The 14,167-nt window shown below is 73.7% G+C and carries 12 protein-coding genes; 3 read left to right on the top strand and 9 right to left on the bottom strand.

Features of this window, described 5'->3' with window-relative positions; all coding sequences use genetic code 11:
- Positions 1-3 precede the first annotated feature (3 nt).
- Positions 4-1,311, bottom strand: a complete 1,308-nt coding sequence (locus FHS34_RS16375) for an MFS transporter (RefSeq protein WP_184965802.1) — start codon at positions 1,309-1,311, stop codon at positions 4-6.
- A 71-nt stretch (positions 1,312-1,382) separates the two neighbouring features.
- Between FHS34_RS16375 and FHS34_RS16370 the strand changes: the two genes are divergently transcribed.
- Positions 1,383-2,408: a GlxA family transcriptional regulator gene (locus tag FHS34_RS16370; RefSeq protein WP_184965800.1), complete on the top strand. Its 1,026-nt coding sequence runs from the start codon at positions 1,383-1,385 to the stop codon at positions 2,406-2,408.
- Here FHS34_RS16370 and FHS34_RS16365 read toward each other — a convergent pair.
- From FHS34_RS16365 to FHS34_RS16350, 4 genes are all read right to left on the bottom strand, one after another.
- Positions 2,310-3,575 carry an MFS transporter gene (locus FHS34_RS16365; RefSeq protein ID WP_184965798.1) on the bottom strand — a complete coding sequence of 422 codons (1,266 nt, stop codon included), beginning with the start codon at positions 3,573-3,575 and terminating at the stop codon, positions 2,310-2,312. The genes FHS34_RS16370 and FHS34_RS16365 overlap by 99 nt on opposite strands.
- 157 nt (positions 3,576-3,732) lie before the next feature.
- Positions 3,733-4,782, bottom strand: a complete 1,050-nt coding sequence (locus FHS34_RS16360; protein ID WP_184965796.1) for a Zn-dependent alcohol dehydrogenase — start codon at positions 4,780-4,782, stop codon at positions 3,733-3,735.
- Positions 4,782-5,930 (bottom strand): acyl-CoA dehydrogenase family protein, encoded by a 1,149-nt coding sequence (locus FHS34_RS16355; protein WP_184965794.1) that lies wholly within the window; start codon positions 5,928-5,930, stop codon positions 4,782-4,784. The genes FHS34_RS16360 and FHS34_RS16355 overlap by 1 nt, the downstream gene beginning before the upstream one ends.
- Positions 5,931-6,104: 174 nt before the next feature.
- The gene (locus tag FHS34_RS16350; protein ID WP_184965792.1) at positions 6,105-7,019 is read right to left on the bottom strand and encodes an SDR family NAD(P)-dependent oxidoreductase; all 915 of its coding nucleotides are present in this window, start codon (positions 7,017-7,019) and stop codon (positions 6,105-6,107) included.
- An 86-nt stretch (positions 7,020-7,105) separates the two neighbouring features.
- Here FHS34_RS16350 and FHS34_RS16345 point away from each other — a divergent pair, with 86 nt between their 5' ends.
- A complete protein-coding gene (locus FHS34_RS16345; RefSeq protein ID WP_184965790.1) occupies positions 7,106-8,032 on the top strand; it encodes a cyclase family protein in 927 nt (308 codons plus the stop codon).
- A gap of 246 nt (positions 8,033-8,278) precedes the next feature.
- Here the strand turns inward: FHS34_RS16345 and FHS34_RS16340 are convergent, their stop codons facing one another.
- The 4 genes from FHS34_RS16340 to FHS34_RS16325 form a co-directional block, all read right to left on the bottom strand.
- On the bottom strand, positions 8,279-8,752 hold the full coding sequence (locus FHS34_RS16340) for an ATP-binding protein (RefSeq protein ID WP_184966344.1): 474 nt from the start codon (positions 8,750-8,752) through the stop codon (positions 8,279-8,281).
- A gap of 553 nt (positions 8,753-9,305) precedes the next feature.
- Positions 9,306-10,214 (bottom strand): acyl-CoA dehydrogenase family protein, encoded by a 909-nt coding sequence (locus tag FHS34_RS16335; RefSeq protein WP_184965788.1) that lies wholly within the window; start codon positions 10,212-10,214, stop codon positions 9,306-9,308.
- Between the two features lie 2 nt (positions 10,215-10,216).
- Positions 10,217-11,350, bottom strand: a complete 1,134-nt coding sequence (locus FHS34_RS16330) for an acyl-CoA dehydrogenase family protein (protein ID WP_184965786.1) — start codon at positions 11,348-11,350, stop codon at positions 10,217-10,219.
- Entirely contained in the window at positions 11,350-12,546 is a 1,197-nt protein-coding gene (locus tag FHS34_RS16325) for an amidohydrolase family protein (protein WP_184965784.1), read from the bottom strand. Before FHS34_RS16325 ends, FHS34_RS16330 begins: the two co-directional genes overlap by 1 nt.
- A gap of 62 nt (positions 12,547-12,608) precedes the next feature.
- Between FHS34_RS16325 and FHS34_RS16320 the strand changes: the two genes are divergently transcribed.
- Complete coding sequence (locus FHS34_RS16320) at positions 12,609-14,156, top strand: class I adenylate-forming enzyme family protein (protein WP_221509000.1); 1,548 nt, start codon at positions 12,609-12,611, stop codon at positions 14,154-14,156.
- Positions 14,157-14,167: the final 11 nt, after the last annotated feature.

Raw genomic sequence — 14,167 nt, 5'->3', positions numbered from 1 at the left:
CGTTCAGGACACGGCGGGCGTGAGGGCGGCCGGGCCGGTGCGCCGGATGACCAGGGACATCAGGGCCGCCGCCGCGCAGAGCGTGCCGGAGGCGTACCAGACGACGTCGTAGGAGCCGAAGACGTCCCGGGCCAGTCCGCCGAAGTAGGCGACGACGGCCGCGCCGACCTGGTGGGAGGCGAGCACCCAGCCGAAGACGATGGCGCTGTCCTCGCCGAACTGCTCACGGCACAGCGCCAGGGTGGGCGGCACGGTCGCCACCCAGTCGAGGCCGTAGAAGACGATGAAGAAGAGCATCGGCGGATGGACGGCGGGGCCCAGCAGCATCGGCAGGAAGAGCAGGGACAGGCCGCGCAGGGCGTAGTAGACGGCGAGCAGGCGGCGCGGTTCGAAGCGGTCGGTGAACCAGCCGGAGGCGATCGTGCCGACGACGTCGAACACACCGATGACCGCGAGCAGGGAGGCCGCCGTCGTCACGGGCATCCCGTGGTCGTGCTCGGCGGGCACGAAGTGGGTCTGCACCAGGCCGTTGGTGGAGGCGCCGCAGATCGCGAAGGTGCCGGCGAGCAGCCAGAAGGTACCGGTGCGGACGGAGGAGGAGAGAACGGCCAGCGTCCGGCGGGCGGCGCCGGTGACGGGCGGCGGCTTGGGCACGAACTCCCGTGCCCCGTACGGCGCCACGCCCACGTCGGCCGGGTGGTCCCGCAGCAGCAGCCAGACGAGCGGGACCACGGCCAGGGCGGTCAGGGCGACCGTGACCGCGGCGGGACGCCAGTCGTGGCGGTCGACGATCCAGGACAGCAGCGGCAGGAAGATCAGCTGGCCGGAGGCGGAGGCCGCGGTGAGGATGCCGGTGACCAGGCCGCGCCGCTCGGTGAACCAGCGGTTGGTGACCGTCGCGGCGAACGCCAGCGCCATGGAGCCGGTGCCGAGCCCCACCAGCAGACCCCAGCACAGCAGCAGCTGCCAGGCCGCCGTCATCCACACCGTCAGGCCGGAGCCGAGCGCGATCACGGTGAGCGCGAGGGCGACCACCCGGCGGATGCCGAAGCGGTCCATCAGCGCCGCGGCGAACGGCGCGGTGAGGCCGTAGAGCGCGAGGTTGATGGAGACGGCCGCGCCGATCGTGCCGCGCGACCAGCCGAACTCCTGGTGCAGCGGGTCGATGAACAGGCCGGGCAGGGAGCGGAAGGCCGCCGCGCCGGTGATCGTGACGAAGGTGACGGCGGCGACGAACCAGGCGCGGTGCAGGCGGTGGCGCCGGCCGGGCGGGGCCTTGACGGGGGCTGCGGCTGGGCTTGTCTGAGTCACGTCCCCCAGCCTCCGCTCCGCATGCCCGCGCATCGAGTGGCCCGGAAGTCATCCTTCGCTAGGATCGGGCCATGACGAGCGCAGGGGAATTCCGGCCGCACCGGGTCGTCGTCCTCGCCCTGGACGGTCTGCTGCCCTTCGAGCTGGGCATACCGCACCGCATCTTCGGCCGGCCCAAGGACGCGCAGGGACGGCTGCTGTACGAGGTCGTGACCTGCTCGGTACGGCCGCCCGGCCCGGTCGAGACGGACGCCGACTTCGCCGTGCACGTCCCCAACGGCCCCGAGGCCCTGGCGAGCGCCGACACGGTGATCGTCCCGGCCTCGTTCGAACTGGGCCCGGTCTTCGAGGCGGGCCGGCTGACCGACGAGCTGGCCAGCGCCCTGGCCCGTATCCGCCCGGGCACCCGGCTCGCCTCCATCTGCACCGGCGCGTACGTCCTCGCGGCGGCCGGTTACCTGGACGGCCGCCCGGCCACCACGCACTGGGCCGACGCCGAGCGCTTCCAGCGGCTGTTCCCGAAGGTCAGGGTCGACGCGGACGTGCTGTTCATCGACGCCGGCGACGTGCTGACCTCGGCCGGGGTGGCCGCCGGCATCGACCTGTGCCTGCACATGGTGCGGCGCGACTTCGGCACGGCCGTCGCCAACGATGTGGCCCGCCGCACCGTCGTACCGCCCCACCGCGACGGCGGCCAGGCGCAGTACATCGAGCGTCCGGTGCCCGACCCGCAGCTGTCGACCACGACCGCCGCCCGCGCCTGGGCGCTGGGCCGGCTGCACGAGCCGATCCAGCTGCGCGACATGGCCGGGCAGGAGTCGATGTCGGTGCGCACCTTCACCCGCCGCTTCCGCGAGGAGACCGGCATCAGCCCGGGCCAGTGGCTCACCCAGCAGCGCGTCGAGCGCGCCCGGCAGCTGCTGGAGTCCACCGGACTGCCGATGGACCAGGTGGCCCGGGAGTCGGGCTTCGGCACGGCGCAGTCGATGCGCCAGCACCTACAGGCGGCGCTCGGGGTCACGCCCACCGCGTACCGGCGCACCTTCAGGGCCGCCGGCGGCGCCGAGCGGCAGGACGGCGCCGGCGTCCGGCGCTGACCGGCCGGCGCGGGTCTCGCCCCACCAGCCGACCGACGTCAGCAACAGGGTGAGGGCCACTCCCGCGAGGATCGCCGTCGAGGGCGCGGCGTGCGGCAGCAGGGCACCGGCGAGGGAGCCCGTCGCCGCGTACCCGGCGCCGACGGCGGCGTACATGACCGAGTAGCCGGCGGCCAGGGCGTGCGGTGGCAGCACCTCGCGCAGGGACAGGTTGCGGGTGAGCATCGCGCCCGACTGGAGCAGCCCGGCCAGGGCGAGCGCCGCCGCCATGCCCGGCGCCGCGGGTATCAGGGCGACCAGGGTCACCGCGACCGACATCCCCGCCATCAGCACCAGGCTGCGGGTGCTCAGCCGGCCCGGCCAGGACCGCAGGCCGTACACGAAGGCGCCGGCGGCGGAGGCCACCGACATCGCCGTGAGCAGCGGGCCCGCCCAGCCCACGCCGATGCCGCGCTGTTCCAGCAGGGCGGGCAGCACGAGTTCGGCGAGGGCCAGCAACGACAGGCTCGCGGCGCCCGTGACGTACACCGGCCAGGCGCGGGCCAGCACCCGTAGCCTCGACGCGCCCCGCTCCTCCTGCCCGTCCCGGCCGTCCGCCGCCCAGCCGGCCGGCAGAAACCACAGCCCCACGACGGACGACGCCATCAGGACGGCTTGGAGCAGCAGCGGGAGGCGGGCGTCGACGCCCAGCGCGAGACCGGTGACGGCAGCCGGGGAGACGGCCCAGACGCCGAACGTGAGCATCGACTCCAAGGACAGCGCCTGGGTCGCCGCGTGCCCCGGGACCAGGGAGGTGAGCAGCGTGCGCAGCCCGCCGGGCGCCGCGGCCGGACCGGCACCGGCGAGGAAGGCGAACGCGGCGAGCACCGGGCCGGGCGCGCCGGACAGCGCGCCGAGGCCGGCGAAGCCGGCGGCGCCCGCGACGAGACCGGCGGCGAGATGGGGACGGGCCCGCGCGGGGTCCAGGCGCATGCCGAGCACCGGGGCGCCGACGATCTCACCGATGACGTAGGCGGCGGCGAGGGCCGCGCCCAGGGAATATCCGCCGGGGCGCTCGCGGACCAGGAAGACCAGGGCCAGCGGGGCCATGGCCACCGGCATGCGGGCGCCGACGGCCACCAGGGCCCAGGTCAGCACCCGCCGGGAAACGACGTCGCGGTAGCTCATGCCCCGACGGTAGGGGCCGCCACCGACACGCGCCGACCCGTTTTCCCCCGCCTGTGGAAAACTTCGGCCGGCATCGGCTGACGGACCCTCAGCAGGCGCCCACGGGCGATCCCCGTGGCCGCCGTCCGGCCCGGACCCGTGCCGGGAAGCGGGCGGTTCAGAACGTGAGCACCGCCCGTGCCACCCGGCCCGCCTCCGCGTCCGTCCGGGCCTTCTCGAAGTCCTCCACCGGGTAGACGGCCGACACCAGTTCGTCCAGCAGCAGCCGTCCTCGGCCGTACAGCCCGGCGTACAGGGCGATGTCCCGCTGGGGGCGCGAGGAGCCGTAGCGGCAGCCGAGGATCGACTTGTCCAGGAAGAGGGAGGAGACCAGGAAGGACGCCTCGGCGGTGGCCGGGGGCACGCCCAGCAGGATCGCCTGGCCGCGCCGGTCGAGCAGGTCCACGGCCTGCCGGATCAGCTCCACCCGCCCGACGCACTCGAAGACGTGGTCGGCGCCGGCCGGCAGGAGGTCCCGGACGCCCTCCACCGACGTGAGGAAGCCGGTCGCGCCGAACTGCCGGGCCACCGCCTCCTTGGCCGGATTGGCGTCCACGGCCACGATCTCCAGGGCGCCCGCGAGCCGCGCGCCCTGGAGGACGTTCAGCCCGATCCCGCCCGTGCCGATGACGACCACGCTGTCCCCGCGGTCCACCCGTGCCCGGTTCAGCACCGCACCGACCCCGGTCAGCACCCCGCACCCGATCAGCGCGGCGGACGTCAGCGGGATGTCCCGGGGGATCCGCACCGCCTGCACGGCCTTGACGACCGTACGTTCCGCGAAGGCCGAGTTGGCCGCGAACTGGTACACCGGCTCGCCGCCCCGTGTGAACGGCTTCCCCGGGCGCCCGATCGCCTGCCGGCACATCGTCGGCCGGCCCCGGTCGCACTCCGCGCACGTCCCGCAGCTGGCCAGCGTGGACAGGGCCACGTGGTCGCCGGGGGCGACATGGGTGACGCCCGCGCCCACCGCCTCCACGACCCCGGCGCCCTCATGGCCCAGCACCACCGGCACCGGGAACGGGATGGTGCCGTCCACCACCGACAGGTCGCTGTGGCACAGCCCGGCCGCGGCGACCGCGACCAGCACCTCGCCCGGCCCCGGCTCGCGCACGGCCAGGTCGTCGACGACCCGGACCCGACTGCCGTCGAACACCACACCACGCATCACACGGCCCCCTTCGGCTCACCCGGCAGACCGAGCACGCGCTCGGCGATGATCGTGCGCTGGATCTGGTCCGAGCCGCCGTAGATCGTGTCGGCCCGGCTGAACAGGAACAGGTGCTGGTCCGCGTCGATCTCGTACGGCGACGAGGCCGACCAGTCCACGGGCCCGGCGGCCGCCGCGGCGCCCCTGACCTCGACGGCCAGCTCGCCCAGCCGCTGGTGCCAGTTCGCCCACAGCAGCTTGGCCACGCTGGGCGCGCCCGGGTCGCCGGTGCCGCCGAGGGTGCGCAGGGCGTTGCAGCGCATGGCGCGCAGCTCGGCCCACTGCCGCACGAGCCGGGCGCGCAGCACGGGGTCCCGTACGGCCCCGGTCTCGGCGGCCGTCACGACGATCGCGGCCAGCTCGGCGGCGAACCCGATCTGCTGGGCCAGCGTCGACACCCCGCGCTCGAATCCCAGCAGGCTCATAGCCACCCGCCAGCCCTGCCCCTCTCCCCCGACGACGTGCTCCACGCGCGCGCGTGCCCCGTCGAAGAAGACCTCGTTGAAGTCGCTCGTCCCGGTCAGCTGCCGGATGGGCCTGACCTCGATCCGGCCGGGCTGGTCCATGGGCACGAGCAGGAAGCTCAGTCCGCGGTGCCGGCTCTCCTCCGGGTCGGTCCGGGCCAGCACGAAACACCAGTCGGCCTCGTGGGCGAGGGAGGTCCAGATCTTCTGCCCGCTGATCCGGTAGTCCGCGCCCTCCCGCACCGCCGCCGTCCGCACCCCGGCCAGGTCGGAGCCGGCGCCCGGTTCGCTGTAGCCCTGGCACCACAGTTCCTCGCCGGCGGCGACGGGCGGGAGGAAGCGGCGCTTCTGCTCCTCGTCGCCGTGCGCGACGAGGGTGGGGGCGAGGAGGTTCTCGCCGATGTGCCCGGAGCGCGGCGGGGCGCCCGACCGGGCGTACTCCTCGGCCCAGACGACCTGCTGGGTGAGACCGGCGGTCCGGTTGCCGTAGCCCGGCTCCGGCCAGCCGAGCCCTATCCAGCCGGCCTTGCCCAGCGTCCGTTCCCACGCCCGCCGCCCCGTCACGGAGCCGACGTGGGCCTCCAGCCAGGCACGCGCCTCCCCCCGGAACACCTCGTCCTGCGCACTGAACCCGAACTCCATGCCCGTCTCCGCTCGGTTGCCGAAGCGCCCCGAAGGGGCGCGGGGAACTGCGCACCCAGCCACCACGACCCCGCAGCCGCCGCACATGACCGGCCCCACCAGGGGCGCGGGGAACTGCGCGAACGCGACCAGCCACCACGAACCCGCAGCCGCCGGACGGCAGTCGCACCCGGGCTAGTGGGCGTTCGGCCGCTCCCCACCCCGCGCCGCCTCCTCCATCGCCGCCACCCGCGCGAGCATCGGCATCGGATCCACCCCCACCGACCCCGGCAGGAACTCCGCGATCGCCTCCGGCGTCCACCCACCGGAGGCGTACGCCGAGCGCAGTTCCCTCGGCTGCGCCCACACCGCGATCTTCGGCCCGGCGATCGTGTACACCTGCCCGGTGATGCCCTGCCCGGCGGCCCGCTCGGACAGCAGGTACACCACCAGCGCGGCCACGTCCTCCGGCTCCCCGATCTCCGTCAGCTCCGTCGGCACGTTCGCCGACATCCGGGTGCGCGCCACCGGCGCCACCGCGTTCGCGGTCACCCCGTACTTGTGCAGGCCGAGCGCCGCGCTCCGCACGAGCGAGATGATCCCGCCCTTCGCCGCGCTGTAGTTGGCCTGGGAGACGGAGCCCTGGTGGTTGCCGCTGGTGAAGCCGATGAGGGTGCCCGACCGCTGCCCGCGCATGACGGCGGAGGCGGCCCGGAACACGGTGAACGTGCCCTTCAGATGGGTCGCGACGACCGGGTCCCACTCCTCCTCGGTCATGTTGAACAGCATCCGTTCGCGCAGGATGCCCGCCACGCACACGACGCCGTCGAGACGGCCGTACGACTCCACCGCCGCCTCCACGACCCGCCGGCCGCCCGCCATGGTGGAGATGTCGTCGGCGACCGCGACGGCCTCGCCGCCCGCCGCCTCGATCTCCTTGACGACGGCCTCCGCGACCTCGCTCGTGGGCGAGGCGCCGTCCACCGCGACGCCGTAGTCGTTGACGACGACCTTCGCCCCCTCGGCCGCCGCGGCCAGCGCGACCGCCCGCCCGATCCCGCGCCCGGCACCCGTCACGGCGACGACCTTGCCTGCCAAGAAGTTCCCCACGCCCGGCCCCTTCCCGCGGTTTCTGACGGTCCGTTAGATTTTATGGCCCGCCGCACGTACGGACACAAGCCCCGGGGAGGCACCGGATGGCACTGCCGGAGGAGTTCCACGAGATCGCGGGGCGCGTGAACAACTGGGGGCGCTGGGGCGCCGACGACGAGATCGGCACGCTGAACCTGGTCACGGGCGAGGTCGTGCGCCGGGCCGTCGGCGAGGTGCGCACCGGGCATCGCGTCCCCCTCGCCCTCCCGCTGCGACAGGACGGCGTGCAGACGGGGATGATCCCGGGCCGGGTCAATCCGCTGCACGCGATGGTGCAGGTCAATCAGGAGCTGTTCGGTCCGGGCACGGTGGCGTGCAGCGACGACGCGGTGACCATGGGGCTGCAGGCCGGCACCCACTGGGACGCGCTGACCCATGTCTCGCATTCCGGGAAGCTCTACAACGGCCGCCCGGCACGCACGGTCACCGCGCACGGCGGCGCCGAGTTCAGCGGCATCGACAAGGTGCGGCACCTCGTCTCGCGCGGGGTGCTGCTGGACGTGGCACGCGCGCGCGGCACGGACCGGCTGGCGGGGGGTCACGCGGTGACGCCGGAGGACCTCGCGGCGGCCGAGGAGTTCGGCCGGGTCCGGGTGCGGGCCGGGGACATCGTGCTGGTGCGCACCGGGCAGACGCAGGTGTATCTGGCCGGGGACAAGCACGGGTACGGCTATCCGTCGCCGGGGCTCTCGGTGCGCTGCCCGGAGTGGTTCCACGCGCGCGATGTGGCCGCGGTCGCGAACGACACGCTCACTTTTGAGATATTTCCGCCCGAGATAGAGAATCTGTGGCTGCCCGTGCACGCCCTGCACCTGGTGGAGATGGGAATGCTGCAGGGCCAGAACTGGAATCTCGAAGAGTTGTCCACAGCCTGTGGAGAAACGGGGCGGTACGCGTTCCTGCTGTCGGCGATGCCCGAACCGTTCGTCGGCGCGACGGGGACACCCGTGGCACCGGTGGCGGTCTTCTGAGGGCCGACGGGAGAGCGGCTGGCGGCGCGCCTCCCCCACCGTCGCGCGCGCCGCCACCCGATGCGACCCACACTCGACGAGGACCGCCGGTGGCCGGGCCCTCGCCGTCCCCTCGCAGCGAATCGACGCCCACCAGCCTGATCAGGTGCCCAGGAGACGTCAACGCCGGTACGCGCATGTGTTGCGGCACGCCGATCGCGGCGCCCGCGCACGGTCGCACACCCGGCGCACCGCGGCCGTGAGCCGCTACACCGCCTCGAAGGCGAGACCCTCGTACGCGGACAGTCCGCCCCCGTACGCCAGCGCCGCGCTCTGCCGGGACGCCGAACAGCGGTCCAGCTCGCACCAGATGCTCTTGCCGACGCCCTCGGGGCTCCAGCCCCAGCGGTCGGCGAGACAGTCCACGAGGGCCAGGCCCCGGCCGCCGGTGGCGTCGCCGTCGGCACACCGGGGCACGGGCGCGCGGGAGCTGGTGTCGGCCACCTCGACCCGCACCGTGACCGACGCGCCGCTCTCGGCCGCCGGGGCCGGCAGGCACAGCCGCAGCACGGCCGGCCGGGCGGTGTGCACCACGGCGTTGGTCACCAGCTCGGAGACGAGCAGGATCAGGGTCTCGGCCAACGGCTCGTCCGCCGTTATCCCCGACCCGGCGAGCCGCGAGCGGGCCCACCTCCGGGCTCGCCCCACCTCCGTGGGGTCGGGCCGGATCTCCAGCTGCACTCTAAGCACCTGCACCGCTCACACCATCCGAACCGGCGGACCCATGACCCCGCGCCGTCCGTGCGCCACGGCGTCGGCCGAGGCGACGATCACGACGAGGGCCACGATCGTAGCCATTCTCTGCATGGCCAGAACAACGGCCAGAGCAAGGGTCACGGACTGTGACTCCCTTGCGAGACAGCATGGTTGACGTACAGTCACCCCAACAAGCGCTTCAGGCATATTCCCGCGCGAAGGAGTACGCGTAGGGCATACTGTGCGACGCTCGTGCCGGGGAGTCGAACAGGCGGGGGCAACGGCCCTGACCGCCCCGCGAGCTGCGGCGCGCACCGCGCGGCCCGGCATCGCCCCGGGGGCTTCGCCGGCCCTGCTCGTACGCGCGGCCACTCGCATCCCCCACAAGGTACCCGAGTGGGCCCGTGACTCCGGGCCGTGACGAGTCCGGCGAAGGACACAACCGGATATCGACGCTCCGTGACGCCGGCCCACCACCGGCCGCAACATCGTGGGCCATGACTTTTCGGGTGTCACAGGCGGGAGCGCCGTCGGCGGCTCAGTCCGCCAGGGCGGCGGCGAGCAGCTCCTCACTCTGGGTGCCTCCCCCGGCGCGCCGCTCCCGCACCCAGGCCCGCTTCAGATGCAGGTGGACGTCCGCTTCCCAGGTGAACCCCATGCCGCCGTGCACCTGGAGACAGTCGCGGGCGCCCCGCACGGCGGCCTCGTCGGCGAGCAGCCGGGCGGCGGCGATGTCGGCGGGGTCGGCGGTCACGGCGGCGGCGTAGACGGCGGCGCGCGCGGTCTCGACCCGCACCAGCAGGTCCGCGCACAGGTGCTGGACGGCCTGGAAGGCGCCGATCGGCCGTCCGAACTGCTCTCGGGCCCGGGCGTGTTGCACGGCCAGTTCGCACACCCGTCCGGCCGTGCCCAGCTGCTCGGCGGCGGTGAGGAGGACGGCGACCGGGTCCGGGGCGGCGGCGACCGGTGCCGGCAGGCCGGCCACGGGGTCCGGGGCGGCGGTGCCGGGCAGGCGGTGCAGCGGTGTGAGGGGGTCAACCGACCGCAGCGGTACGGCGCCGGAGGCGTCCCCGCGGACGACGTCCGCCGCGTCCAGCCACTCCGCCAGCTCCCCGTCGACGGCCGCCACGACCGTCTCCCCGCGCGCCGCGCCCGGCACGCCACCGGCCGCGAGGTGGGTGGCCACGAGCGGGCCGGGCAGCAGCGCCCGGCCCGCCTCCTCGAAGGCCAGCACGGCCTCCGGCAGCCCCAGTCCGACGCCGCCGTCCGCCTCGGGCAGCCGCAGCGCGAAGAACCCCGCCTCCCCGAGGGTCCGCCACAGCGTCCGGTCCAGCCGGCCCGGTGCGCGGACGGCGGCACGCAGCGCCTCCCGTCCGAAGCACCGCGCCAGCAGCTCCCGCACCCCCTCGCGCAGCGCCCGCTGGTCGTCCGTGAGCCGGAAACGCATGTTCATCTCCCCCTGGGCAGGCCGAGGATCCGCTCGGCCACGATGGAGCGCTGGATCTGCGAGGTGCCGGCGGCGATGGTGTACGACAGCGAGGACAGCCGGTCGAGCACCCAGGGCCGGTCCAGGTCGAGTGCGCCCGGGCCGAGGACCTCGGCGGCGGTGTCGTACAGCTCCTGCCGGGCGTGCGAGTAGCGGAGCTTGAAGACCGAGCCGCCGACGCCCGGCACCCCGCCGCTCGCCTCCGCCGCGCTGACGTTCCACTGGGTCAGCCGCCACAGCGCCCGGAACTCCGCGTCGAGCCGGCCAAGGCGGCGGCGCAGCGCCGGGTCGTCCCAGCGCCCGTCGCCCCGTGCCGCGCGGGCGAGTTCGCCGAGGACGCGGCGGCAGGCGACGACCTCGCCGACGAAGGCGGTGCCGCGTTCGAAGGAGAGGGTGACCATGGTGACGCGCCAGCCGTCGTTCTCCTCCCCCACCCGGTCGGCGACCGGCACCCGTACCTCGTCGAGGAACATCTCGGCGAACTCCGCCGACCCGGCGAGCGTGCGCAGCGGCCGTACGGTGATCCCGTCGGCGTCCATGGGCATCGCGAGCCAGGTGATGCCCCGGTGCCGGGGTGCGTCCGGGTCCGTGCGGACGAGCAGCTCGCACCGGTCGGCGACCTCCGCGTGCGAGGTCCAGATCTTGGAGCCGGTCACCACGTAGGCGTCGCCGTCCCTGCGCGCGCGGGTGCGCAGCGACGCCAGGTCGGAGCCGGCGTCCGGTTCGCTGAAGCCCTGGCACCACACCTGCTCGCCGCGCAGGATCGGCGGCAGCCAGCGCGCCCGCTGTTCGGCGGTGCCCTCGGCGGCGATCGTCGGTCCGGCGTGCAGCAGCCCGACGAAGTTGGCGCCCACGTAGGGCGCGCCGGCCCGCTCGGTCTCCTCCAGGAAGATCAGCCGCAGGGTCGGGGAGGCGTCCCAGTGGACGCCGGCGTACCCGGCGTCGTACAGCATCCGCTGCCAGCCGAGGTCGTAGGCGCGGCGGCCGGGCCAGTCGTCCGGGGACGGCCTCGCAGGCAGGATGGGCAGCGCCTTGGCGAGCCACTCGCGCAGCCGGGCCCGGAACTCCTCCTCCTCGGGCGTGTACGAGAGGTCCATCAGCGGTCGAGGTCCAGGCCCAGCATGCGGATGGCGTTGCCGCGCATCAGCTTGTGGACGGTCTCGTCGTCCAGGCCCTTCACATGGTCGAGGGCGACCTCCTTGGTGTGCGGGAAGGTCGAGTCGACGTGCGGGTAGTCGGTCTCGAAGGTGGCGTTGTCGCGGCCGACGACGTCCAGGGACGCGACGCCGTGCTTGTCGCGGAAGAAGCAGCAGAAGATCTGCCGGTAGTAGTACGTCGATGGCGGCTCGGGGATCAGGTCCCTGACCCCGCCCCAGGCGCGGTGCTCCTCCCACACGTCGTCGGCGCGTTCCAGGGCGTACGGGATCCAGCCCATCTGCCCTTCGGAGTAGGCGAGCTTCAGCCGCGGGAACTTCACGAGGACCCCGCTGAAGAGGTAGTCCATCATCGAGGCCATCGCGTTGTTGAAGCTCAGGGACGCCTGGACGGCGGGCGGCGCGTCCGGGGAGGCGGCGGGCATCTGGGAGCTGCTGCCGATGTGCATGTTGACGACCGTGCCGGTCTCCTGGCAGACGGCGAAGAACGGGTCCCAGTGGCCGGAGTGGATGGAGGGCAGCCCGAGGTACGTGGGGATCTCGGAGAAGGTGACGGCCCGCACCCCGCGCGCGGCGTTGCGCCGGATCTCGGCGACGGCCAGCTCCACGTCCCACAGCGGGATCAGGCACAGCGGGATGAGCCGGCCGCCGCTGTCCCCGCACCACTCCTCCACCATCCAGTCGTTGTAGGCGCGCACGCAGGCGAGGGCGACCTCCTTGTCGTGGGCCTCGGCGAAGGTCTGCCCGCAGAAGCGGGGGAAGGTCGGGAAGCAGAGGCTGGCCTCGACGTGGTTGAGGTCCATGTCCTCCAGCCGGGCCTTGGGGTCCCAGCAGCCGCGCCGCATCTGCTCCCGGGTGATGCCCTCCAGGGTCATCTCGTCCCGGTCGAAGCCGACGGCGGCGATGTTCCGTTTGTACGGGAACTTCAGGTCCTCGTAGATCCACCAGTCGGTCGGCGGGCCCTGCGGGTCCATGGTGATCTGGTACTTGCCGCCGACGTAGGCCAGGTCCCCGATGCCGGCGGTGAGCGGGCGGGGTCCGCGGTCCCGGTACTTGGCGGGCAGCCAGGTGTCGAAGAGATGGGCGGGCTCGATCACGTGGTCGTCGACGCTGATGATGCGGGGCAGTTCGGTCGCCATGGGTCCCCTCCGCCGGACGGTGCTCGACTGGGCACTGCCTATCTGATGGGTCGTCAGATAGCATGTCACCTGACGAGTCGTCAGCCAAGCAGGGGGCACCCGTGAACGAGACCCCGCACACCCTCGGTTCCGCCCGCACACTGTGGGACCTGGTCGACCGCCGCGCCGGCCTCACCCCCGGCCGTCCCGTCCTGCTGCAGGCCGGCCGCCGGCTCACCTTCGGCGAGCTGCGCACCCGCGCCGAACGCGTCGCGGCGGGCCTGTACGGCATGGGCGTGCGCCCCGGCACGGTGGTCGCCTGGCAGCTGCCCACCCGCATCGAGACCGCCCTGCTGTCCTTCGCCCTGGCCCGCCTGGGCGCCGTGCAGTCCCCGGTCATCCCCTTCTACCGCGACCGGGAGGTCGGCTTCGCGCTGCGCGAGTCGAAGGCGGAGTTCTTCGCCGTACCGGGCGTCTGGCGCGGCCACGACCACACGGAGATGGCCCGCCGCCTCGGCGCCAAGGGCGTGTTCGAGGCCTACGACACCCTCCCCGACGGCGACCCGTCCGTCCTGCCCCCGCCGCCCGCCGAGGGCACCTCGGTGCGCTGGATCTACTGGACCTCGGGCACCACCTCCGACCCCAAGGGCGTGCTGCACACGGACCGTTCCCTGATCGCGGGCGGCTCCTGCCTGGCCCACGCCCTGCGCCTCACCCCGGACGACGTCGGCTCGATGGCCTTCCCCTACGCCCACATCGCCGGCCCCGACTACACGGTGATGCTCCTGCTCTACGGCTTCCCCGCGGTCATGTTCGAGCACTTCGCGCTGCCGGACGCGCTGGCCGAGTACCGGCGGCACGGGGTGACGGTGGCCGGCGGGTCCACGGCCTTCTACTCCCTCTTCCTGGCCGAACAGCGCAGACGGCCGGGCGAGAAGGTGATCCCGAGCCTGCGCCTGCTCGCGGGCGGCGGCGCGCCCAAACCGCCCGGGCTGTACCACGACGTGACCCGCGAGATGGGCGTCCGGCTCACCCACGGCTACGGCATGACCGAGGTCCCGATGATCACCATGGGGGACCCGGAGGACACCGCCGAGAACCTGGCCACGACCGAGGGCCGCCCGCCGGCCGGCATGGAGATCCGGGTCGTCGACGGCGAGATACGGCTGCGCGGCGAGGCCGTCTGCCGGGGCTATCTGGACCCCGCCCAGACGGCCGCGGCCTTCGACGCCGCCGGCTTCCTGCGCACCGGGGACCTGGGGCACGTGACGGAGTCCGGGCACCTGGTGCTCACCGGCCGCCTGAAGGACGTGATCATCCGCAAGGGGGAGAACATCTCCGCCAAGGAGATAGAGGACCTGCTGGCCGCGCACCCGGCCGTGGCGGACTCGGCGGTGGTCGGCCTGCCGGACGCCGAACGCGGCGAGCTGGTCTGCGCGGTGGTCGAGCAGCCGCCCGGGGCACCCGGGCTGACCCTGCCGGAGATCGTGTCCTTCCTCCGCGCGGAAGGACTGTCCGTGCACAAGCTGCCGGAGCGGCTGGAGGTGGTGGACGCCCTGCCGCGCAACGACACCCTGCGCAAGGTGCTGAAGTACCGGCTGCGGGAGCGGTTCTCCGCACCGTCGTCCTAGACGGGCGGCTG

This window comes from Streptomyces echinatus (assembly GCF_014203595.1).
GTDB classification, from domain to species: Bacteria; Actinomycetota; Actinomycetes; order Streptomycetales; family Streptomycetaceae; genus Streptomyces; species Streptomyces echinatus.
The sequence above is the reverse complement of the archived record's forward strand: the minus strand, read 5'-3'. Positions and strand labels throughout refer to the sequence as shown.

Coding starts and splice junctions, on each gene's coding strand:
- FHS34_RS16325 (WP_184965784.1), bottom strand. CDS start 12,546: ATGGCGACCGAACTGCCCCGCATCATCAGCGTCGACGACCACGTGATC.
- FHS34_RS16335 (WP_184965788.1), bottom strand. CDS start 10,214: ATGCGTTTCCGGCTCACGGACGACCAGCGGGCGCTGCGCGAGGGGGTG.
- FHS34_RS16345 (WP_184965790.1), top strand. CDS start 7,106: ATGGCACTGCCGGAGGAGTTCCACGAGATCGCGGGGCGCGTGAACAAC.
- FHS34_RS16370 (WP_184965800.1), top strand. CDS start 1,383: ATGACGAGCGCAGGGGAATTCCGGCCGCACCGGGTCGTCGTCCTCGCC.
- FHS34_RS16355 (WP_184965794.1), bottom strand. CDS start 5,930: ATGGAGTTCGGGTTCAGTGCGCAGGACGAGGTGTTCCGGGGGGAGGCG.
- FHS34_RS16360 (WP_184965796.1), bottom strand. CDS start 4,782: ATGCGTGGTGTGGTGTTCGACGGCAGTCGGGTCCGGGTCGTCGACGAC.
- FHS34_RS16320 (WP_221509000.1), top strand. CDS start 12,609: ATGTCACCTGACGAGTCGTCAGCCAAGCAGGGGGCACCCGTGAACGAG.
- FHS34_RS16330 (WP_184965786.1), bottom strand. CDS start 11,350: ATGGACCTCTCGTACACGCCCGAGGAGGAGGAGTTCCGGGCCCGGCTG.
- FHS34_RS16365 (WP_184965798.1), bottom strand. CDS start 3,575: ATGAGCTACCGCGACGTCGTTTCCCGGCGGGTGCTGACCTGGGCCCTG.